Genomic DNA, 19,976 nt, shown 5'->3' on the forward strand with positions numbered 1-19,976 from the left:
TGGCTCGGCGCCATTACGCTGGATTCGAACCCGAGACCCCTTATGCATCCTGATCCCCAGAGCCACCCCCGCGAAGCGCTACTCGGCCTTCATCGCCAGCTACAGGAAAACGCCAATCGGCTAGGCACGGTGGACTGCGACGATCCGGACGTCCGCGCTGTCCTGCAGGCCGTGCAGGATCTCAACGAGCGGGTTGCCGACATGGTCGCCGAGACGGCCCTGCTGGCGCCCCTGGAATGGGGTCTGGTCGCGGCCAGCAGCGCTCACGACGCCACCGGTCAGCGCTGACCCACCGCACATTTCTGACTGAACGGCCCGGCGCCCTGCCTGGCGTCCGGGATACAAGGCAGCACTGCGGAAATCGCTCGCTGGAGAGAGCCGCCAGACCAGGATGGCCTGCGGCCGAAACCGGGCCAGCGCGGAGCCGCCTATCGGCCAGCGCCATTACCCGGCAAACGCTGGAAGGCACGTGCCCATTCGAGCAGGGCATTTTCCTCGTCGGTACGGTCGTCCACACCACACTCCTCCAGCACGGTCACCACGCGCTTCATGAAGTCCCGATCGACGCGAGCCCGCTCCGTGATCCGGTCCAGATTCAGCTGGCCGAGTTGCTGGAGGGTGGTCTGAAATTCGTTGTCTTCCATGCCCATGACATCTGTCCCTGTAAGCACGGCTGCCGATCGCCGGCTGGCCTAGTGCCATCCTCTTTCGCGCGGGCGTCAATCGCATAACGGTTATCGCATGAAGTGTCGAGAATGATGACTGAGCGGCAGTTGGCAGCGCTTCGCGCTCGCCGGCCCGGGGGTTCCGGTCGGCCCATCCCCCTGGCGAGAGGGGCTGGCGCACCCGCCCTACCCAAGGAGCCGCTGGCGCTCAGCCGAGTACCAGTGGTAGCGCCAGAGCGGTAACGATCCCGAGCAGGATCATGCCCAGTGCCGAGAACGCGGCCGTCTCCTGGCTTTCCCGCAAGGCATGGGCCGTGCCTATGGCATGGCCGTTCATGCCCAGGGTCAGACCGCGAGCCGCGGGATCCTCGACCTTGAAGACCTTGAGCAGTGGCAGCGCCAAGGTGGTGCTGATGACGCCGGTCAACATCACGATCACTGCGGTCAGGGGCGCGATGCCACCGAAATGATCCGCCAAGGGCAAGGCGATCGGCATGGTCACCGACTTCGGCAGCAGGCTCATCAGCAACGTTTCCGGCAAGCCAAACAGCCAGCCCAGGGCGAGGGTCAGGGAAACGCCCACGACGCCGCCAACCGTGAGGGTTATCAGCAGCGGCTTGCAGAGTGCCGTCACGCGCTGGGCATTCTTGTAGAGCGGAACGGCCAGGCCCACGGTGGTGGGTCCGAGCAGCATCGAGAGCATCCCGCTGGCGCTTCGATACTGCTCGTAGGGAATGCTGCCGATCCAGAGCACGGTGGCGACGATGGCCGTGGTGATCAGCACCGGTTGCAGCATGACCAGGCGCAGGCGCTGTTGCAGCACGAGCGCCAGCTGATAGACCGCGAGCGTCAGAGACAGGGCCAGCAGGGGTGCGAGGGTTGGGTCAGACATGGTCTATGCGTCTACCGATCAGGTACTGCAGCAGCCAGCCACACAGGGGCACGGTGACCAGCAGGGACAGGGCGACGACCAGCACCAGGCGCAACCACACCGAGGCCTCGAGGCCGCTGAAATCGACGATGCCAACCGCCGGCACCACGAGCATCAGCGGCAGGTACTTGAGCAGGTTGCCAGCCATGGTCTCCACGCCTTCCGGCACTCGACGCAGCAGCATCAACAGGGTGAAGAGGACGATGATCCCAATGACGCTGGCCGGAATGTCGCCTATATAGTTCGTCATATAGGCGCCCACCAGATAGCAACCCACCAGCATCAAAAAGCCCGCTATCGGCATAAGCACCCCCATTACCTTGTTCTTTTGAACGGCCCGCAATACCAGGCTGCGCAGCCCAGCCATGCCTGGCCCGCGCGCGCCGGATCGGCCCGTTGGATGCCACACGCTCCGCAAGAGGGGTGATCACTGCCGATAAGGCCGTTTGAAGTCCACCCGCTACGCGCGGCCTAACTATAGGCCCATCTGAAAAGGGCTGGGCAAATCCATGCTGGGATCAGCGAAAGGTACCCGTCTTGTTCGGCTCACTGTTGGGTTGGCGCCGCGATCGGCTTCGCCTTCCTGCCCTCGCAGGCGGATCGCCGTATGACCCGCCACTCTCCCTGAGCGCGACCTGGCGAGACGCCAGCCCATCCGGGAAGACAACGCCAAGGCCGATGAAGACGCTAGCGCCTCACGCCGGCACCGCGCGCATGCCCTCGAAGATCAGGCGCGTGGTGTTGCGCACGGTGGCGGCATGACCTTCCCGATCCAGCTGGTCGCTGGCCGTCAGGCGCAGCAGTTGCAGGTGCGAGTAGTCGTTGAGCAGAAAGGCGGCCAGCTGCACATCCAGATCGGCGCGCAGCTTGCCGGCGGCCTGCAGCTCGCGCAGCACACCGGCGATCTCGCCCTGCAAGCCGCGGTTCATCCGCCGGTAGGCCTGGGGCAGACCGCTGTCGCCCCCCACCAGCACCAGCGGCAGCAATTCGCGCCAAAGGGCAGCGGGCAGCACGTCCAGCGCGTAGCTGACGAGCAGGTGTTCCAGGTGGCAGAGCGCATCGACAGGATCGGCGAAGTCGCGGATGTGCCGGCGCACATCGATCAAGGCACGGCGATCGGACTCCTTGATCATCTCCAGGATGATCTCGTGCTTGCTGCCGAAATACTTGAACACCGTGGGCGCCGAGACGCCGGCCTCGCGGGCGATCTGCTCGACGGTGGTCTCGCGAAAGCCCTGACGCTGGAACAGCATGACCGCCGCGGCCGAGATGGCGGTGCGGCGTAATTCCTTTTGACGTTCGCGTAGCCCGCTCACCGTCGCTCCTGATTCCTGGGGTGCCGGAGAGGATAGCTGGCTGGCGTTCGATGCGGAAAATATTTTATTGACTAAAGAATTTAACAGAGTTAATTATTTTCCCGTACCTGCCCTGCGCAGGGCCACTGCCAGGATGAGTCTGATGAACCAGAGCCTCGATCGCTCCGTGGTTTCCCGGGGTCGGGAAGTCAGCGAGATGTACGACCAACAAGAACAAGAGCCCGTACTGATGCAGGGATTTCCGGCCAAGCCGGACCAGCGCGTGACCTGGGCCAACTGGATGTCACCGCCGTTCAATCGCTGGGGCTTTCGCAATCTGGCGCACCTGCGCCCCACCATCGACGTGGCTGCCGGGCCGCGGCCGGACAGGGTGCTGGCCTATGCACCCGTGGCCCTCGAAACGCTGAGATTCGCGAGCAGCTGCGGCCGCAGCGTCAGCGCCCTCGACCATCTGCGCGCCAGCAAGACCGACGGCTTCCTGGTGCTGCACCAGGGCCGCGTGGTGTACGAGCGCTACTTCAACGGCCAGGTCGCTACCGATCGCCACATCATGTTCTCAGTCACCAAGTCGCTGATCGGGGTGCTCGGCGAGCAACTCATCCACGACGGTGTGCTCGATGCCCAGGCGCGGACCCAGCGCTATGTGCCGGAACTGGCCGGCAGCGCCTTCGGCGACGCCACCGTACGCCAGTTGCTCGACATGGCCGTGGGCGTCCACTACACCGAGCGCTACGACGATCCCACCTCGGCAAGCTCGCAATACGGCTACGCCTGTGGCTTCAAGCCGGCGCCGCTCGACTACGCCCAGTACGAGTCGCTGTACCAGTACCTGCCGTCGCTGCGCAAAAGGTGCGAGCACGGCGGCCTCTTCCATTACGTGACCGCCACCACCGAGGTGCTGGCCTGGGTGCTGGAGCGCGCCAGCGGCCTGGGCTGTGCCGAACAGTTGCAGCGAATCTGGCAGCAACTCGGCTGCGAGCGCGACGCCTACTTCATGGCCGATCCCTGGGGTCGCAGCGTCGCCGGTGCCGGCTTCAACGCTACCTTGCGCGACATGGGCCGCTTCGGCCTGATGCTGGCCAACGGCGGTCTGGTCGACGGCCAGCGGGTCATCGACCAGGCGGTAGTCGAGGCCATCGCGGCCGGCGGGGATCCGGCCCTCTATGGCGCGCACCAGGACTTCGCCGACTGGACCCCGGGGGCCTCGTACCGCAGCCAGTGGTACGTCTTCAACGACCACAGCCCGGCCATCATGGCCAGCGGCATCCACGGCCAGTACCTGTTCATCGACTTCAATTCCGACGTGGTGATCGTCAAGCAGTCGTCGCTGCCCGAGGCCGTCACCGAACTGGACATCGATACCGTTCGCCTGCTGCGCGCCATCGCTGCCCAGCTGCGCGGCTGATCCATCCCCAACGAGATCGAAGAGCGCCGGCTTGCCCGCGCGCTCACCTGCTGCGCCAGGTCTTGGTGATCGTCTTGGTCACCCTTCACTGCCCTGTAATACAAGAAAAATAGTCAGGAGCTTCCTATGTACACAATCAAGCGCCTTCCCGGCGTATTGCTGGCGCTCGGCCTGCCGCTGGCCAGCCAGCCGGCCCTGGCGGGCTATCCGTTCGAAAAAGAGAACCTCAAAGGCGACTTCAACCTGACGGCGGGCGCCGGTTCCATCACCACCCGGGGCGTCAACTTCGGCGCCGGGCGTGTGGATGCCCGCAGCGGCAGGAACGACGGCAGCCGCAGCGCCTGGCAGGAGTTCTACGTCAAACCCGGCGTCACCCTCGACTATTCGCTCGCCGACAGGCTCCACCTGCTCGCCGGCGGCTCGGTGGTCGGCGCCACCACCCTTGGCGACGGGGATGCCGGTGGCTTCACCCGCAGCTCCGACGGCCGCTTCGCCCCGGAAGAAGGCTATGCCGGGGTGCAAGTGGGCGACTGGAAATTCACCGCCGGCCGCCAGAACTTCAGGGTCGGCACCGGCCTCATCGTCATGGACGGCAACCTCGATCTGTTCGGCGATGGCGCCTACTGGCTCGGCCCGCGCACCGCCTTTCGCGACTCGGCGATCCTGGCGTGGAGCCAGGGTCCGGCCCAGGCGCAGGCCTTCACCCTGCGCACTGACGATCACTACGGCGATTTCCGCCTGAGCGGCGCCAACCTGGATTACCACCTCGACGGCCAGGTGACCCTCGGCGCCCTGGCCATGACGGTCGATACCCTGGCCAGCAGAGACAGCACCGCGGCCCGCCGCGAGGGCATGCGGGTGTACAACCTGCGGGCCCTGCGCGGTCACCTGCCGGGCCTGCCGAATCTCACCTTGAATGGCGAATACGCGGTGCAACGTGGCGGTGACGGCGCCCTCAGCTACGACGCCAGCGCCTGGTACGCCCAGGCCGACTATCAATGCCAGGACCTGCCCTTCACGCCCACCCTCGGCTATCGCTACGCCGTCTTCTCCGGCGACGACAACCCGACCGACAACCGCCAGAAGGCCTGGGACCCGCTGAGCAAGGGCTTCACCGACTGGAGTACCTGGCTGATCGGCGACGTAGTGGGCAACTACCTGCTGTTCAACAGCAACGAGCGCGTCCAGCAGTTCTCGTTGAAGAACCGCCTCGGCGACACCCTCACCCTGGGCGTCATCCACTACCGGTTCTGGCTCGACCAGGCCAACTTCCGCGGCGCCGCGGTCAGCGATCGGCGCTTCGCCGACGAGACCGCGGTGTATCTCGACTGGACGCCCAACCGGCAGTTCTACGGCTCGCTCTCGTACAACTGGTTGCAGGCCAGGTCGGCCGCCCGCCAGGCGTTCGGCGACAACGATCGCTTCAGCGCCCTCGAGCTGTACTTCACCTATCGCTACTGACCACCAGCCACCACTGCCCCGTGGGGGCACAGGAGAGCGTGATGAATACCAAGACCGAAACCGGAATCGCCGTGCCGGCGCTGGAGTGGGCGCTGAGCCTGCATGTCCTCATCGACCCGGCCGATGGCCTGGGCACCTGCGCGGATGGCCAGCGCAGCAACTATCGGATCACCGGCGGGCATTTCGAGGGCTTGAACGTGCGCGGCGAAGTGATCGCCGGCGGCGCGGATTTCTATCTGCTGCGCAGCGACGGCGTGGGTGAGCTGGACGCTCGTTACAGCCTGCTCAGCGACCAGGGCGAGTGGATCAACATCCACAACACCGGCCTGATCACCCTCGGCGACAGGGGGCAGGCGCAGGTCGCCCAGGGCATCTGGCCGATCGCCGAGGAGGACTATCACTGCAGTTGTACGCCGCGCTTCCAGGTTGCGAACGGCAGGCTCGACTGGCTGACCCGCAGCGTGATGATCGGCAAGGTGGGCTATCCCACCGCCGATCAGGTCGCCATCCACTGCTATCGCCTCACCTGACCGGCCACCCCTCTCGCAGCCAGGCTTTCCACTGAAGCGGCAGGCCACGCCGTGGCCGAGCCGGCAGGTAAACGACCATGACCATCGCCAAGCAAACCCTGGTGCGCGCCGCGTGCATCGCTATCGCCGCCGCCTCGATTCTCGTCATCGGCGTGCAGCCGATCTTTATCGGACTGCTGACCGAACGCCTCGACCTGACCCTGGCGCAGCAGAGCTGGACCCTGTCCGTCGAGATGTGCGGCTCCATCGTCGGGACGCTGCTGTACCTGCCGATGATCCGCTTCCTCGGGCCGCGCACCCTCGCCCTGAGCACCGCCCTGCTACTACTGTTCGCCAACGCGGCGACCGCCCGCGTCACCGCCCTCGATCCGCTACTGACCTTGCGCGGCCTCTCGGGGCTCTGCTCGGGCGTGCTCTACTCCTACGCCATCTACTGGCTGGGCAGCATGCCGGGCCAGGACAGGTCCTTCGGCATCCTGCTGTTCGTGCAAACCGGCCTGTTCGCCAGCAGCGCGGTGATCATGCCGATGATCGCCGAGTGGCAGGGTTTCGCGGGGGCGATCTACTACCTGACCGCCTGGTTCGCCCTGGTCTGCCTGCTGAGCCTCTGCCTGCCGGCCAGGCAGAGCCCGGAAGAGCGACAGGTCTTCCCCACACCGCTGCGGTCCGGTCTGACGGTGATCGGCGTCTGCTCACTGCTCGGCATGCTGTTCCTGCAGCTGTCGATCTACTCGCTGTGGGGCTTCGTCGAAGGCATCGCCCGCGATGCCGGGGTGGCACCGGTGGATATCGGCTGGGCGATCAGCATCGGTCTGCTCGGCGGCTTGCCCGGCGCGGCCCTGCCCAGCGTGGCCGGGCGACATCTGGGCCGCGTGCCGATGATCCTCACCGGCTCCCTGGCCGTGCTCGGCGCCATCTATCTGCTGGCCACGCGCATCCACACGGCGGCGGATCTGCTGCTCGCGGTCTTCCTGATGAACTTCGGCTGGAACCTGGCGCTGTCCTACTACATGTCCTCGGTCGTGACCCACGATCCGAGCGGGCGCCTGACCAAGCTGGTCGGCGTAGTGCAGGTCGCCTCGGCCGCCGCGGCGCCGACCCTGCTGAGTCTGATCATCGAAGGCAACGACCGGCGCAGCCTCTTCGTGCTGTCGGCAGGCGCCATCCTGATCGGCTGCGTCCTGGTGCTCGTCATGCTGTCCTGCGGACGCCGCCAGGTACCGGGCAAGGCGCTGGACTGCTCGGTCTGAGCATTGGTCGCATGGTAGGGGGATGCCGCGCGAATATCCCGGCCTTCCGCCCGGCCAGGCGACAACCTCCATGACCGATTTGTCATCACCCGGTCAGCCTGGCGTCCCCCCTGTCCTCCTAGAGTGGCCCAGTCAGCGACTAGCTCCCCCCTTAAAGAGGACTCTCCATGAAAGCGCTCCTGCTCGGTCTCTTCGGTCTGCTCGCCACCGGCTCCGCCCTGGCCGCTCCCGACCATCCCGCCGTGATCCATGACAAGCCCGGTTTCTTCGTCCCGCTCGACGTCGACCGGGTCGTCAGCCAAACCGACCTGAGCACCCAGTGCGGGATCGTGCCGGCCCGCATCGACTACCTGGATCACGCCGGCCGGGCGCACGAGCTGGACTACCTGGTGTTTGGCAACGGCTGCTACAACCAGAATTGAGGCGTTATTCGACCCAGTGCCAAAGCACGGCGGCCACCGTCGCGCTGGTCGAGGGGCCGCTTGTACAGGCCCCTTTCCTCCACCAGAACCCAGAGATATCGAGCCAGTAGAGCAGGCGGCAGAGCGGCAGAGCGGCAGACGGACCGCTAGAAAAACCGATAGGCCTTGGCCAGCGCACGCTCCAGCACGGCGATGCAGGCGTGGTCGTCGGCATAGGACAGGAACTGGCGCTGCGCATCGGCCTGGGCCTGGGCCAGGCGCGTCTTGCGTTCCGCCAGCTCATCTTCCAGCACCGAGGTGCTCAGGCCGCCCAGATCACAGCAGGGGTTGGCGCCATTCATAGAAAACTCCGGACAGATTTGCAGATTGCGTCATCAGACAAGTTTTTGAGATTTGGTTCACAAATCGTATCGAATCTCGTTGTTGCTGAATACGACTCTCCGACGCGGTGGTTTCCAGCCCCCTGGTCTAGCGCGCTTCCTCAAGGCATCCGCACCCTACATCCAAGTAAAAGCTATACAATTTGGCGCCCTGAATAAGCTGTGAAGATACATGCGCCCTTTGCTTTCGCTCCTCCTGGCCACGCTGCTGGCCTCTTCAGCCCTCGCCGCAGCGCCCGATACCTTCGTGGAAGCCAAGGTAATCGCCAAACAAAAAGTCTATTTCGACCAGAACACCAGCGCCCAGGGCGACCTCTATTGCGGGTGCCAATGGGAATGGGTCGGCAAATCGGGGGGACGCGTCGATGCCGCCTCCTGTGGCTTCCAGGCGCGCAAGCAGCAAACCCGCGGTGAACGCACCGAGTGGGAGCACATCGTGCCGGCCTGGACCTTCGGTCACCAGCGCCAGTGCTGGCAGAACGGCGGACGGGAACACTGCGTGGCGGATGACCCGGTGTTCCGGGCCATGGAGGCCGACCTCTTCAACCTCTACCCGGCCGTGGGCGAGGTGAATGGGGACCGGGCCAATTTCAATTACGGCATGGCCCAGGGCGTGCAGCCGCAATATGGTCGCTGCACGACCAAGATCGACTTCCAAGAACGCGCCGCCGAGCCGCGCGATGAGGTCAAGGGCCTGGTCGCCCGGGTCACCTTCTATATGTTCGATCGCTACGGCCTGAACATGTCGCGCCAGCAGCAGCAACTGCTCATGGCCTGGGACAAGCAGCAGCCAGTCACCGCCTGGGAGCGCGAACGGGATAGCCGCATCGCCGCGGTGATGGGCCATGGCAACCCCTTCGTGTCCGGCGAGCGGCACTGGACGCTGGGCTACCAGCCGGTCGGCGACGGCATCGTCAGCCCGCTGCCCGGACCGAAGTCGGCGCCGAAGGCACCGGCCAAGACCGATAGCCCTGCCGCTGCCAGCCAGGGCGCGATCATCGGCAACCGCAACAGCCACGTCTATCACCTGCCGCAAGGCTGCCCGAGCTACGCCCAGGTGTCGCCGAAGAACCAGGTCACGTTCGCCTCGGAAGCCGAGGCGAAGGCGGCAGGCTTCACCAAGGCGGGCAACTGCTCGGGTTGAGCCGCCGAGGGCGTACCTGCTGACCGACCGGGTCGGCAGTGGGTACGCCAGGCCGTCACTGCGCCTTGGACAGCTCCACCAGCATCCGCGCGAGCAGATAGATACGCGGCGCCACGCTGTCCAGTTCGACGTACTCCTCGGGCGTATGCAGCTTGCCGCCGACGATGCCGAAGCCGTCCAGGGTCGGTACGCCGGCACCGGCGGCGATGCTGGCATCCGCGGCCCCGCCACTGCCTTCGACGGTCAGCGTACGGCCCAGCTCGCCATAGATGGCCTGGGCCATGGCCAGCAGCCGATCGCTCGCCGCCGTCTGCGGCATCGGCGGCAGGCCACGTTCCAGCCGGGTGGTCACCTCGGTATCGGGGATCTGCTTGTTGACGGCGATCCGCGCCAGGTCCTTTTCCACCCGGTCGAATTCCTCGGGCAGCGCGGCGCGGACGTCGGCCTTGGCCACGGCGTGATCGGGGATCACGTTGATGCGCTCGCCCGCCTCGATCACGGTGAAGTTGACCGAGGTCTTCTTCTCCGCATCGCCCAGGTTGCCCAGTTGCAGCACCTGATGCGCGACCTCGGTGGCGGCGTTGCGCCCCAGCTCCGGGGAGACGCCGGCATGGGACGCCTTGCCCTTGACCTCCACCACGGCGGTGGCGCTGCCCTTGCGCCACACCACCAGGCCATCGGCCGGCCGTCCTGGCTCCAGGTTCAGCGTTACGTCGTGCTGCTTGGCGGTGCTGGCGATCAGCTCGGTGGCCGCCTGGGAGCCGGTTTCCTCGCTGGCATCCAGCAACAGGGTGATCTGGCCGTAGTCCTTGAAGTCGAGCTGCTTGAGGATCTCCAGCGCCGCCAGGGCGACCACGATGCCGCCCTTGTCGTCGGACACGCCCGGACCATAGGCGCGCTTGTCATCGGTGTGATACGGCCGGGTCTTGGCGGTGCCTTCCTTGAACACCGTGTCCATGTGGGCCAGCAACAGGATCCTGGCCTTGCCACTGCCCCTGAGCGTGGCGACCAGGTGCTGGCTCTTGTCCGGGGCGGTGTTGGGCACCTGTTGTACCGTGGCGCCGAGTTTCTTCAATTCCGCGCTGACGAGCTTGCCCACTTCGCTCACGCCCGGCTCGTAGCCGGAACCCGAGTCGATGTTCACCAGTTGCTCCAGCAACGTGAGCGTCGGCGCCTTGGCCTGCTCCGCGGCGGCCTGGATGCGCGCATCGAGCGCGGCACTGGCGGGCCCGGCGATGCAGCAGGTGAGAACGGCAGCGAGGGTGATGCGCAAGAACGGAGCGGACATCGGACTTTCCTTGTTGGCATTGTTGGATTAGTCAGACAACTGTAGTCGCAACAAGGACATAGGGGAAACCGACCTGTTTTGGGCCGTCCCGCCAGACGTTCTGGTCATCGTCGCTGGAGGGCCAAGCCGTTCCCGGGCTTCGCCGGCTACCCGGTGGCTCCTTGGGCCAGGAGGGTGCGCCGACAGCCCGCTGCCGCACCGCCTATTCGCCGCACGGCAGGCCCAAGGCACCTACGCAGCGCCGAGCCGGAGGCCGCGTGCCTCATTTTCAGGCACGCACAGCCGCGCGGACCCAAGACGTCTAGCACCGCGCTTTCCCCAGCGCCCCCTGCGTGCATCCGCGTCTGCAACCCTGGCGAAGCGGCTTCCAGGGCAGTCCTCCGCACGATTTTGGAGCAAAAAATTCAATAAAACTTACTATTGAATAAAATGATTCACTACCTTACTCTCGATCCGACGTCGTAAGGAAAAAGCCACTGACAGCACCGGAAAATAGGGAGTGAAGATGAAAGCGAAGATAGCGTTGGGCTTGCTCATGACCGCCGCAGTAGCCCTGCCCGCCTGGTCAGCCGACTGGACGGTGGGAGCCAACGTCGGCAACGTGCCCTGGGAATTCCAGGGCGCCAAGGGAGACTTCGTCGGCTTCGAAGTCGATGTGGTGAAGGAAGTGGCGAAGCGGGCGGGCAAGAGCGTGGATTTCGTCAACATTCCCTTCAACGGGCTATTCAGCGCGGTGCAGTCGAAACGCGTCGATATCGCGATTTCGTCCATCACCATCACGCCCAAGCGCCTGGAATCGGTCGCCTTCGCTCAACCCTACTTCGACAGCGACCAGTCGCTGACCGCCCTGACCAACTCCAAGGTGAAGAGCCTCGCGGACATGAATGGCAAGGTCGTCGGTGTCGATACCGGGTCCACCGGCGACATGTGGATCGGCCAGCACCAGAACGAATACAAGTTCGCCGACGTCTCGCGCTACGAGGGGCTGTCACCGGCCATGCTGGACCTGGGGTCCGGGCGCATCGATGGCTACCTGAGCGATATCCCCGCCGTCCTCTACTACATCAAGGACAAGCCGCAATTCACCATCGTCGCCCGCATTCCCACGGGTGAACGCTATTCGCTGATGCACGCCAAGGGCTGGCCCATGGGCGATCAGGTCAACGACATCATCAGCAAGATGAAGGAAGACGGCACCCTGGGCGCCATCCACAAACAGTGGTTCGGTACCGAGGCCGCCAAGGAGTCGAGCACCCTGAAGGTCTCCGCCGCGCCCAAGTAAGCCCTGCCGCTGCTGCAGGCCCGGGGCGAGGTCCGTTCGCCCCGGGCCGTGACCGAGGTATCCCATGGATCTCCTGCAAACCTTCTTCAACTGGAACGTGCTGGTCGAATCGCTGCCCCTGATGATCCGCGGCCTGGGCGTGACCGTTCTGCTGGGCCTCGTGAGTATCGTCCTGGGCCTGGTCGGCGGGCTGTTGCTGGCGCTGCTGCGCCTGTATTCCTACGCGCCGGTCCGACTGCTGGCGCGGATCTACATCGACATCATGAGGTCCATCCCGCTGCTGGTCCTGCTGGTCCTGATCTATTACGCGCTGCCCTTCGTCGGTATCCGCCTGTCCTCCTTCGCGGCAGCGGCCAGCGCGCTTTCCCTCGTGTCCTGCGCCTACAGCGCCGAGATCTTTCGCTCGGGCATCGAAGCCATTCCCCGCGGTCAGTTCGAGGCGTCGGCCGCCCAGGGCATGAGCTTCTTCAACACCATGCGCGACGTCGTGTTGCCCCAGGCGATCCGTATCGTGCTGCCGCCCATGACCAGCAACTGCATCAACGTCATGAAGGACACCGCCCTCGCCTCGGTGGTGGCGATGCCCGACCTGCTCAAGCAGGCGACCCAGGCCCAGGCCCTGGCGGCCAACCCAACCCCGCTGGTGGGCGCCGCCCTGCTCTATCTGCTGCTGCTGTTGCCCATGGTGCAACTGGTCAGCTGGGTCGAACGGCGCAATGGCGCGGGAGGCAAGACCGCATGAGCACCCTGATCGACATCGAACACCTCGACAAGTACTACGGCAATTTCCAGGCGCTGAGCGACATCAACCTGCAGGTCGAGGAAGGCGAGGTCGTGGTCATCCTCGGCCCGTCCGGCTCCGGCAAGTCGACGCTGATCCGCTGCATCAACCTGCTGGAGAACTACCAGCAGGGCCATATCCGCGTGGCCGGGGAAAGGGTCGAGAACGGACCGCGGCTGGCCAGTATCCGCAGCGAGGTGGGCATGGTCTTCCAGAGCTTCAACCTCTATCCGCACCTGAGTGTCCTCGACAACGTGTCGCTGGCGCCGATCCGGGTGCGCGGCCTGAACCGGCGCGAGGTCCACGCCCGTGCGCGGGATCTGCTGGTCAAGGTCGGCATGGGCGATCACGCCCACAAGTACCCGAGCCAGCTGTCCGGCGGCCAGCAGCAGCGGGTCGCCATCGCCCGCACCATGGCCATGGAGCCCCGCGCCATCCTCTTCGACGAGCCCACCTCGGCGCTGGATCCGGAGATGGTCGGCGAGGTGCTCGATGTCATGCAGAACCTGGCCCGCTCCGGCGTCACCATGGTCGTGGTGACCCATGAGATGGGCTTCGCCCGGCGCGTCGCCGATCGAGTGATCTTCATGGAGAGCGGCCGCATCGTCGAACAGAACACCCCGGAACCCTTCTTTACCGCCCCTCAGGAACCCCGCACCCGGGCCTTCCTGCAGGCCATCCTGCACCACTGATACTGGCTGGAGAGAGTCGCGTGAATTCCCTCGATATCGCATACGTTCGCAAGCAGTTTCCCGGTCTGGCCGGCGACTACGCCTTCATGGACAACGCCGGCGGTTCCCTGGTGTTGCAAGGGGTCGCCGACCGGGTGGCCGACTATCTGCTCAACAGCAGCGTCCAGCTGGGCGCCTCCTATCCGCCCTCGGTCGCGGCCGGCGAACGGGTGATGCAGGCGCGTCGCTCCGTCATGCAACTGATCAACGCGGCCCATCCCGACGAAGTCATCATGGGCGGCTCGACCACCCACCTGCTGCAGATACTCTGCCGCGCCATCGCGCCCTCGATCGCGCCCGGTGATGAAATCATCGTCACCAACTGCGACCACGAAGCCAACATCGGCCCCTGGGTCCGGCTCTGCGAAGACCGCGGAGCCACCCTGCGCGTCTGGCAGGTCGCCCCCGACAGCCTCGAGCTGGAACTGGACGACCTGCAGGCGCTGCTCGGCGACAAGACCCGCTATGTGGCGGTGACCCACGCCTCCAACATCCTCGGCTCGATCAATCCGGTCGCCGAGATCGCCCGCCGCGTCCATGCGGTGGGCGCGCAGCTGTGCGTGGACGCGGTGGCCTATGCGCCGCACCGGCTGGTCGACGTGCAGGCCAGCGGCGCCGACTTCTACGTCTACAGCTTCTATAAGACCTTCGGCCCGCACTTCGCCGTGCTCTGGGGCCGTCGTGACCTGTTGCTGGAACTTCCCAGCCTCAACCACTTCTTCATCGGCCAGGACGTGGTGCCCTACAAACTGCAACCCGGCAACGTCAACTATGAGCTGTCCTTCGGCTGCATCGGCATCTCCGACTATCTGCTCGACATAGGCGACCGGCTCGGCGTCCAGGGTAGCGAGCGCGAGCGGATGCAGGCAGCATTCGACGCCTTCGAGATCCAGGAAGATGTCCTGGCCGAGCGGCTGCTGGGCTTTCTGCGCCAGCGCCCCGGGGTTCGGGTCATCGGCAAGCCCAGTGTCCAGGCGCGCGTACCCACGATCAGCTTCGTGGTGGAGGGCGTGCGCTCGGAAGCCGTGGTGCGCGAGGTCGACGGACAGCGCATCGGCATCCGCTTCGGCGACTTCTATGCGCGGCGCCTGATCGAGGCCCTGGGCCTGGCGCCCCTGGGTGGGGTGGTGCGGGTGTCCCTGGCGCACTACAACACGCTCGAGGAGATCGACCGTCTCATCGCCGCGCTGGATCAGGCAATCACCAAATTGCGCTGACTGGCGCCTCTACCTTCCACCTGCCGAGCGTTTTTCATGGCCTTACCGGAAACCCTTGCGGAGCTGCGCGACTGCATAGCCGCCCAGCACGAACACCTGTCGGAGCGGCTGCGCGATGCGGCCCGTTTCCTCATCGACAATCCGCACGAGATCGCCCTCAGCACGGTCGCCGAGCTGGGCAGGCGCTCCAACATCGCCCCGGCGGCTTACATCCGGCTGGCCCAGGCGCTGGGCTTCGCCGGCTTCAAGGATCTGCAGCGGCTGTTTCGCGCGCCGCTGCAACAGGCCGCCGATACCCACAGCGAGCGTATCCGGCATTACGGCGGGGAAAAGCTGCTGGACGATCCCAGTGACGTCGGCGCGATCCTGCGTGAATTCAGCCAGGCCAATATCGTGTCCCTGGAACACCTGGCGGAAGGCGACCAGCAGGCCAATATCGAAGCCGCCATCGCCCACCTGCAGGTCGCGCGCACGACCTTCGTCATCGGCCTGCGCCGGGCCTTCCCGGTGGCCGCCTACCTGAGCTACGCCCTGAGCCGGGTGGGCCGTCGCGCCGTGCAGATCAGCGGTGGCGGCGGCACCCTGCCGGAACAGGTCAGCGCCATCGCCCATGACGATCTGCTGATCGCCGTGAGTTTTCCGCCCTACGCCCGGGATACCGTCGAGGCCTGCCGGCAGGCGCGCGAGGCGGGTGTGACGCTGGTGGCCATCACCGACACCGTGCTGAGCCCGATCGGGAAAATGGCGGAGACGGTGATAGAGGTCAACGATGCGGAGCTGCTCGGCTTTCGCTCGCTCACCGCGTCCTTCTGCATCGCCCAGACCCTGGCCATGGGGCTCGCCTTCAGCCAGGGCGATACCGATGGCGCCTTCGATCATGACCGACTGAAGGACATCGACTGCTGAGCCAGCGCGCTCACCTTGTAGTTCACAACCATTACTTCAGGAGTAGATCCCGATGCTGTCACCTGCACGCGATTTGGTGGGTTATGGAAGACAACGCCCGCAAGGTACCTGGCCCAACGGCGCCCGTCTGGCCATCAGCCTGGTGATCAACTACGAGGAAGGCTCCGAGCGCTCGCTCGCCATGGGCGATCCGGACCAGGAGTCGATGACCGAATGGGGCAGCTACGCCATCCCCGCCGGCACCCGCAACCTGGCCATGGAATCCATGTACGAATACGGCGCCCGCGTCGGCATCTGGCGGATCCTCGACATCCTCGACGAGCAGTCGGTGCGCGCGACCTTCCATGCCTGTGCGGTGGCCTTCGAACAGAATCCCGACGTCGCCCAGGCGGCCGTCGCCGGTGGCCACGAGATCTGCAGCCATGGCTATCGCTGGGAGGAAGTCTTTCGCCTGAGCGAAGAAGAGGAGCGCGAGCACATCCGCCTCGCCGTCGAATCCTTCGAACGCACCTGTGGCAAGCGCCCGGTCGGCTGGTATTGCCGCTATGGCGCCAGCGTCCACACCCGTCGGCTGGTGAGCGAGGAAGGCGGCTTTCTCTACGACTCAGACGCCTACAATGACGACGTCCCCTACTTCGTCGAGGTCGAGGGCAAGCGCCATCTCGTCGTGCCCTACACCGCCGACGTCAACGACTTCCGCTACTGGAACTCGCCCGGCCTGTCCCAGGCCTCGGACTTCTTCGAATACATGAAGGAAAGCTTCGAAGTCCTCTACGAGGACTCCGCGACCGGACCGCGCATGATGTCGATCGGCCTGCACCCGCGCATGGTGGGCCGCCCGGGCCGGGTCCGGGCGATCAAGAGCTTCATCGAATACGCCAGGCAGTTTGAAGGGGTGTGGTTCGCGACCCGCGAAGAGATCGCCCGCGCCTGGCTGGAAAGGGCTGACGGCTAGGCTGATCCCAGGGCGTCTGGAGGCGCATCTCAGGTCTCCTCGCTGTCGTCACCGTCCAGACGTGATGAGGACAACCGTCCTGGGGACATGGGGAACGCTGCCTGCCACGGATTACCGGGGTGCCGCTTCAGAACCGGGCGATCAGGACGACCCCGGCGATCATCAGGATCGCGCCCAGCAGCCGCCAGCCGTTGACCGCATGCTGCTCCATGGAAAACAGGCCGAAGTGATCGATGGCCAGGCTGGCGATGAGGTTCGCGGTGATGGTGACCCCGTTCACCGGCGCGGCGCCAAGGCGCTGGATGAACAGCAGACCGGCGAAGACCACCACCGCGCCGGCGATGCCACCCAGGGGTGCCCACCAGGGCATGTCGCCGATCTGGCTCACCGAGGGCAGCGGCCTGGGCATGCAGATGAACAGCCCGATCGCGACGAAGGTGACCATCACGAAGGACACCGAGGTCGCCAGCCAGGGATTGACCAGCGCCTTGTTGAGCGCAACCCTGGGCGGGACGGCGGCCGCCGCTGGTGGGCAGTCGCTGAGAGGCCCGGCCGCACGGCAATGGCCGTCGCGGCCTCAGGTGAGAGACGGAGATGCCCATCGCAAACCGGCGGGCATCCCGTCACCCGCCTCGCTTCGATGCTCGCTATACTGGCCGCGCGCGGCCTGTGACGAATCCCTCTGGCATCCGTGCTGGAGGCTTGAGCCTGTCGCTCGCCACCTTCCCGTTGCCCAGGCAGGCACCGTACGAGCGAACCGATGAGCATTCTCACCTCGACTGCAGTGCCCTCGGACGTCCTGTCCCAGGACATTGATCTCATCGCCGAGATCGCCGCGGTGCCCAAGATCCTGGACGTGGCCTGCCGGATGACCGGCATGGGCTTCGCCGCCGTCGCCCGGGTGACCGACGATCGCTGGGTCGCCTGCAGCACCCTGGACCTCATCGGCTTCGGGCTCCAGCCCGGGGGCGAGCTGGAACTCAAATCGACCATCTGCGACGAGATCCGCGACCATCGCCAGCCGGTGGTGATCGACGACGTGGCGCTGGACGAGCGCTATCGGGACCATCACACGCCCCGCCAATACGGCCTGCGCAGCTATATTTCGGTCCCCATCGTGCTGGAGGATGGCAGCTTCTTCGGCACGCTCTGCGCCATCGATCCGCAGCCGGCGAAACCCAGCAGCCCCGAGATCCTGCCTGCCTTCGAACTCTTCGCCGACATGATCGTGCTGGAGATCGGCGCCCAGCGCCGCTTCGCCGCCGCCCGTAACGTCCTGCACAGTGAGGGCTTTTCCCGCAGCCTGCTCCAGGCCAGCCTGGATTGCGTCAAGCTCCTCTCCGCCGGGGGCCATATCGAATTCATGAATGCCCAGGGGCTGGAGCTCAACCAGCTGCAGTCCTTCGACCAGGTCAGGGGTTGCGAGTACGCCGCGCTCTGGCCCGCCGAGGAAGTCGCGAAGATCCGCCACGCCGTCGCGCGGGCTGCCGCCGGTCAGACCACCCGGGTCGAAGGCTTCTGCCCTACGGCCCGCGGCGAGCCGCGCTGGTGGGAGGTGTCCTGTTCGCCCTTCGAGGTAGCCGGCACCGGCGAGATGAAGATCGTCTGCGTCTCCCGCGACATCAGCAGTCGCATCCTCGCCCAGCAGGCGCAGCAGGCCCGGGCCGAGGCCATAGCGGCGCTCAACGACGAGCTGGAGCAACGCATCTCGGAGCGCACCGCCGAGCGCGATCAGATCTGGAACCGCTCCACCGATCCGCTGTGCGTGGCTGACCTCGAGGGCTTCTTCGTGAACCTCAACCCGGCTTGGGAGCTGACCCTGGGCTGGTCGCTCGAGGAGCTCAAGGCCCAGCCGTTCCTGGCCTTTGTCCACGATGACGACCTCGTCGCCACGCGCCAGGCGCTCCGGGATATCAAGCAGGGCATCGCGCTGGTCAGCTTCGAAAACCGCTATCGCCACCGCGACGGGTCCTACCGCTGGTTTTCCTGGAATGCCACGCGCAATGGCGAACTGATCTATGCCACCGTGCGCGACGTGACCCAGCAACGCCAGCAGACGCTGGATCTCGCGGCCGCCGAAGACGCCCTGCGCCAGGCGCAGAAGATGGAAGCCATCGGTCAGCTCACCGGCGGCGTGGCCCATGACTTCAACAACCTGCTCACCGTCGCCCGTACCTCCTGCGACCTGCTCAAGCGCCCCAACCTCAGCGACGCACGCCGCGAGCGCTACCTGGAGGCGATCTCCACCACCGTGGATCGCGCCGCCAGATTGACCGGGCAACTGCTGGCCTTCGCCCGCCGCCAGACGCTGGCACCCGAGGTGTTTTCCGCCCGGGACAATGTCCTGGCCATGAGCGACATGCTGGAAACCCTGCTCGGCTCGCAGGTCGGCATCGCACTCGAGGTGAGCGACGACCCCTGCCTGGTCTATGCCGACCCCAGCCAGTTCGATACCGCCCTGGTGAACATCGCGGTGAACGCCCGGGACGCCATGAGCGATGCGGGGCGCCTGACCATCAGCGTCGGCACCGTCGCCAGCATTCCGGCCACTGCGACCCAGCCCGCCCTGGCCCTCCCGGCCGTGGCCGTCGCCCTGACGGACAACGGCAGCGGCATCGTCCGGGAGCACCTGGAGCAGATCTTCGAGCCCTTCTTCACCACCAAGAGAGTCGGCCAGGGCACCGGTCTCGGCCTGAGCCAGGTGTTCGGCTTCATCAAGCAGTCCGGTGGCGAGGTGCGGGTCACCAGCGAGGTCGGCCGCGGGACGACCTTCCACCTCTATCTGCCGCTCGCGCCGGCAACCGGACAGCAACCGCCCCTCGATGACGCCGCGGCAACCGCCGATGGCGGCGGGGTTACCGTCCTGGTGGTCGAGGACAATCTCGAGGTCGGCAGCTTCGCCGTCGACCTGCTCGGCGATCTCGGCTACCACGCGGTGCTGGCCGCCAACGCCGAGCGCGCCCTCGCCCTGCTCGCCGACCAGCCAGGCAGGTTCGACGTGGTCTTCTCGGACGTCGTCATGCCCGGCATGAGTGGGCTGGAACTGGCCATCGAGATCAGGCGCCTCTATCGCAGCCTGCCGATCCTGCTGACCTCGGGCTACAGCCACGTGCTGGCGACCAATGGCGCCCAGGGTTTCGAGCTGATCCACAAGCCCTACTCGGCGGACGCCCTGTCCCGCCGGCTGCAGGAGATCCTCGCCGAGTGCGAGGCGCACCTGGCCACCTAGCGCGCGGCTGGATGACCCTCTGACCTGCGCTCCGGCAGCGAACGCCGCCAGCAGACCACTACGCCCGGGAAGGCTCGGGGCGA

Annotated in this window: 20 protein-coding genes and 1 pseudogene; 14 read left to right on the forward strand and 7 right to left on the reverse strand. The window is 65.8% G+C overall.

All coding sequences use genetic code 11. The annotated features are described in order from the left end of the window. Nucleotides 1–42 precede the first annotated feature (42 nt). Nucleotides 43–288, forward strand: a complete 246-nt coding sequence (locus tag RCF34_RS03045; protein ID WP_308706845.1) for a hypothetical protein — start codon at nucleotides 43–45, stop codon at nucleotides 286–288. Nucleotides 289–428: 140 nt separating this feature from the next. Here the strand turns inward: RCF34_RS03045 and RCF34_RS03050 are convergent, their stop codons facing one another. From RCF34_RS03050 to RCF34_RS03065, 4 genes are all read right to left on the reverse strand, one after another. Further along, complete coding sequence (locus RCF34_RS03050; protein ID WP_308706846.1) at nucleotides 429–650, reverse strand: hypothetical protein; 222 nt, start codon at nucleotides 648–650, stop codon at nucleotides 429–431. Between the two features lie 223 nt (nucleotides 651–873). Then, entirely contained in the window at nucleotides 874–1,557 is a 684-nt protein-coding gene (locus tag RCF34_RS03055; protein ID WP_308706847.1) for an LrgB family protein, read from the reverse strand. Continuing rightward, entirely contained in the window at nucleotides 1,550–1,846 is a 297-nt protein-coding gene (locus RCF34_RS03060; RefSeq protein ID WP_374941135.1) for a CidA/LrgA family protein, read from the reverse strand. Before RCF34_RS03060 ends, RCF34_RS03055 begins: the two co-directional genes overlap by 8 nt. 445 nt (nucleotides 1,847–2,291) lie before the next feature. Next, nucleotides 2,292–2,912, reverse strand: coding sequence for a helix-turn-helix domain-containing protein (locus RCF34_RS03065; protein ID WP_308706849.1), 621 nt, complete (start codon nucleotides 2,910–2,912; stop codon nucleotides 2,292–2,294). A 142-nt stretch (nucleotides 2,913–3,054) separates the two neighbouring features. Here RCF34_RS03065 and RCF34_RS03070 point away from each other — a divergent pair, with 142 nt between their 5' ends. From RCF34_RS03070 to RCF34_RS03090, 5 genes are all read left to right on the forward strand, one after another. After that, nucleotides 3,055–4,317 (forward strand): serine hydrolase domain-containing protein, encoded by a 1,263-nt coding sequence (locus tag RCF34_RS03070; RefSeq protein ID WP_374941136.1) that lies wholly within the window; start codon nucleotides 3,055–3,057, stop codon nucleotides 4,315–4,317. Between the two features lie 126 nt (nucleotides 4,318–4,443). Further along, on the forward strand, nucleotides 4,444–5,778 hold the full coding sequence (locus tag RCF34_RS03075) for an alginate export family protein (protein ID WP_308706850.1): 1,335 nt from the start codon (nucleotides 4,444–4,446) through the stop codon (nucleotides 5,776–5,778). 41 nt (nucleotides 5,779–5,819) lie between these two features. Beyond that, nucleotides 5,820–6,308, forward strand: a complete 489-nt coding sequence (locus tag RCF34_RS03080; protein WP_308706851.1) for a DUF3237 domain-containing protein — start codon at nucleotides 5,820–5,822, stop codon at nucleotides 6,306–6,308. A gap of 77 nt (nucleotides 6,309–6,385) precedes the next feature. After that, nucleotides 6,386–7,558, forward strand: a complete 1,173-nt coding sequence (locus tag RCF34_RS03085; RefSeq protein WP_308706852.1) for an MFS transporter — start codon at nucleotides 6,386–6,388, stop codon at nucleotides 7,556–7,558. 167 nt (nucleotides 7,559–7,725) lie between these two features. Then, nucleotides 7,726–7,980, forward strand: a complete 255-nt coding sequence (locus tag RCF34_RS03090; protein ID WP_308706853.1) for a DUF2790 domain-containing protein — start codon at nucleotides 7,726–7,728, stop codon at nucleotides 7,978–7,980. Nucleotides 7,981–8,126: 146 nt separating this feature from the next. Here RCF34_RS03090 and RCF34_RS03095 read toward each other — a convergent pair whose 3' ends face one another. Beyond that, on the reverse strand, nucleotides 8,127–8,321 hold the full coding sequence (locus tag RCF34_RS03095) for a hypothetical protein (RefSeq protein ID WP_308706854.1): 195 nt from the start codon (nucleotides 8,319–8,321) through the stop codon (nucleotides 8,127–8,129). Between the two features lie 220 nt (nucleotides 8,322–8,541). On the opposite strand from RCF34_RS03095, the gene RCF34_RS03100 reads away from it, so the two are divergent. After that, on the forward strand, nucleotides 8,542–9,504 hold the full coding sequence (locus tag RCF34_RS03100; protein ID WP_308706855.1) for an endonuclease: 963 nt from the start codon (nucleotides 8,542–8,544) through the stop codon (nucleotides 9,502–9,504). Nucleotides 9,505–9,559: 55 nt separating this feature from the next. On the opposite strand, the gene RCF34_RS03105 is transcribed toward RCF34_RS03100, so the two are convergent. Then, on the reverse strand, nucleotides 9,560–10,792 hold the full coding sequence (locus RCF34_RS03105) for a glutamate carboxypeptidase (RefSeq protein WP_308706856.1): 1,233 nt from the start codon (nucleotides 10,790–10,792) through the stop codon (nucleotides 9,560–9,562). Between the two features lie 505 nt (nucleotides 10,793–11,297). Here RCF34_RS03105 and RCF34_RS03110 point away from each other — a divergent pair. From RCF34_RS03110 to RCF34_RS03135, 6 genes are all read left to right on the forward strand, one after another. Beyond that, on the forward strand, nucleotides 11,298–12,074 hold the full coding sequence (locus tag RCF34_RS03110; protein WP_308706857.1) for a transporter substrate-binding domain-containing protein: 777 nt from the start codon (nucleotides 11,298–11,300) through the stop codon (nucleotides 12,072–12,074). Between the two features lie 64 nt (nucleotides 12,075–12,138). Next, nucleotides 12,139–12,816: an amino acid ABC transporter permease gene (locus tag RCF34_RS03115; RefSeq protein WP_133860989.1), complete on the forward strand. Its 678-nt coding sequence runs from the start codon at nucleotides 12,139–12,141 to the stop codon at nucleotides 12,814–12,816. Beyond that, nucleotides 12,813–13,547, forward strand: coding sequence for an amino acid ABC transporter ATP-binding protein (locus RCF34_RS03120; RefSeq protein WP_308706858.1), 735 nt, complete (start codon nucleotides 12,813–12,815; stop codon nucleotides 13,545–13,547). The genes RCF34_RS03115 and RCF34_RS03120 overlap by 4 nt, the downstream gene beginning before the upstream one ends. 20 nt (nucleotides 13,548–13,567) lie before the next feature. Further along, nucleotides 13,568–14,803: a cysteine desulfurase-like protein gene (locus tag RCF34_RS03125; protein WP_308706859.1), complete on the forward strand. Its 1,236-nt coding sequence runs from the start codon at nucleotides 13,568–13,570 to the stop codon at nucleotides 14,801–14,803. 36 nt (nucleotides 14,804–14,839) lie between these two features. Next, nucleotides 14,840–15,709: a MurR/RpiR family transcriptional regulator gene (locus RCF34_RS03130; protein ID WP_308706860.1), complete on the forward strand. Its 870-nt coding sequence runs from the start codon at nucleotides 14,840–14,842 to the stop codon at nucleotides 15,707–15,709. Nucleotides 15,710–15,761: 52 nt separating this feature from the next. Further along, complete coding sequence (locus RCF34_RS03135) at nucleotides 15,762–16,664, forward strand: allantoinase PuuE (protein ID WP_308706861.1); 903 nt, start codon at nucleotides 15,762–15,764, stop codon at nucleotides 16,662–16,664. A gap of 127 nt (nucleotides 16,665–16,791) precedes the next feature. Here RCF34_RS03135 and RCF34_RS03140 read toward each other — a convergent pair. Beyond that, nucleotides 16,792–17,151: pseudogene (locus tag RCF34_RS03140) on the reverse strand (DMT family transporter); the annotation flags it as partial. Between the two features lie 273 nt (nucleotides 17,152–17,424). On the opposite strand from RCF34_RS03140, the gene RCF34_RS03145 reads away from it, so the two are divergent. Then, nucleotides 17,425–19,893: a PAS domain-containing protein gene (locus RCF34_RS03145; protein WP_308706862.1), complete on the forward strand. Its 2,469-nt coding sequence runs from the start codon at nucleotides 17,425–17,427 to the stop codon at nucleotides 19,891–19,893. Nucleotides 19,894–19,976 lie beyond the last annotated feature (83 nt).

Source organism: Pseudomonas sp. 102515 (genome assembly GCF_031085165.1).
Classification (GTDB): Bacteria; Pseudomonadota; Gammaproteobacteria; order Pseudomonadales; family Pseudomonadaceae; genus Chryseomonas.

What these genes read in the sequence shown, in the direction of transcription:
- RCF34_RS03085 (WP_308706852.1), top strand. Translation starts at nt 6,386, where the DNA reads ATGACCATCGCCAAGCAAACCCTGGTGCGCGCCGCGTGCATCGCTATC.
- RCF34_RS03135 (WP_308706861.1), top strand. Translation starts at nt 15,762, where the DNA reads ATGCTGTCACCTGCACGCGATTTGGTGGGTTATGGAAGACAACGCCCG.
- RCF34_RS03145 (WP_308706862.1), top strand. Translation starts at nt 17,425, where the DNA reads ATGAGCATTCTCACCTCGACTGCAGTGCCCTCGGACGTCCTGTCCCAG.
- RCF34_RS03115 (WP_133860989.1), top strand. Translation starts at nt 12,139, where the DNA reads ATGGATCTCCTGCAAACCTTCTTCAACTGGAACGTGCTGGTCGAATCG.
- RCF34_RS03130 (WP_308706860.1), top strand. Translation starts at nt 14,840, where the DNA reads ATGGCCTTACCGGAAACCCTTGCGGAGCTGCGCGACTGCATAGCCGCC.
- RCF34_RS03080 (WP_308706851.1), top strand. Translation starts at nt 5,820, where the DNA reads ATGAATACCAAGACCGAAACCGGAATCGCCGTGCCGGCGCTGGAGTGG.
- RCF34_RS03110 (WP_308706857.1), top strand. Translation starts at nt 11,298, where the DNA reads ATGAAAGCGAAGATAGCGTTGGGCTTGCTCATGACCGCCGCAGTAGCC.
- RCF34_RS03055 (WP_308706847.1), bottom strand. Translation starts at nt 1,557, where the DNA reads ATGTCTGACCCAACCCTCGCACCCCTGCTGGCCCTGTCTCTGACGCTC.
- RCF34_RS03075 (WP_308706850.1), top strand. Translation starts at nt 4,444, where the DNA reads ATGTACACAATCAAGCGCCTTCCCGGCGTATTGCTGGCGCTCGGCCTG.
- RCF34_RS03045 (WP_308706845.1), top strand. Translation starts at nt 43, where the DNA reads ATGCATCCTGATCCCCAGAGCCACCCCCGCGAAGCGCTACTCGGCCTT.
- RCF34_RS03095 (WP_308706854.1), bottom strand. Translation starts at nt 8,321, where the DNA reads ATGAATGGCGCCAACCCCTGCTGTGATCTGGGCGGCCTGAGCACCTCG.
- RCF34_RS03105 (WP_308706856.1), bottom strand. Translation starts at nt 10,792, where the DNA reads ATGTCCGCTCCGTTCTTGCGCATCACCCTCGCTGCCGTTCTCACCTGC.
- RCF34_RS03050 (WP_308706846.1), bottom strand. Translation starts at nt 650, where the DNA reads ATGGGCATGGAAGACAACGAATTTCAGACCACCCTCCAGCAACTCGGC.
- RCF34_RS03120 (WP_308706858.1), top strand. Translation starts at nt 12,813, where the DNA reads ATGAGCACCCTGATCGACATCGAACACCTCGACAAGTACTACGGCAAT.
- RCF34_RS03090 (WP_308706853.1), top strand. Translation starts at nt 7,726, where the DNA reads ATGAAAGCGCTCCTGCTCGGTCTCTTCGGTCTGCTCGCCACCGGCTCC.
- RCF34_RS03070 (WP_374941136.1), top strand. Translation starts at nt 3,055, where the DNA reads ATGAACCAGAGCCTCGATCGCTCCGTGGTTTCCCGGGGTCGGGAAGTC.
- RCF34_RS03060 (WP_374941135.1), bottom strand. Translation starts at nt 1,846, where the DNA reads ATGACGAACTATATAGGCGACATTCCGGCCAGCGTCATTGGGATCATC.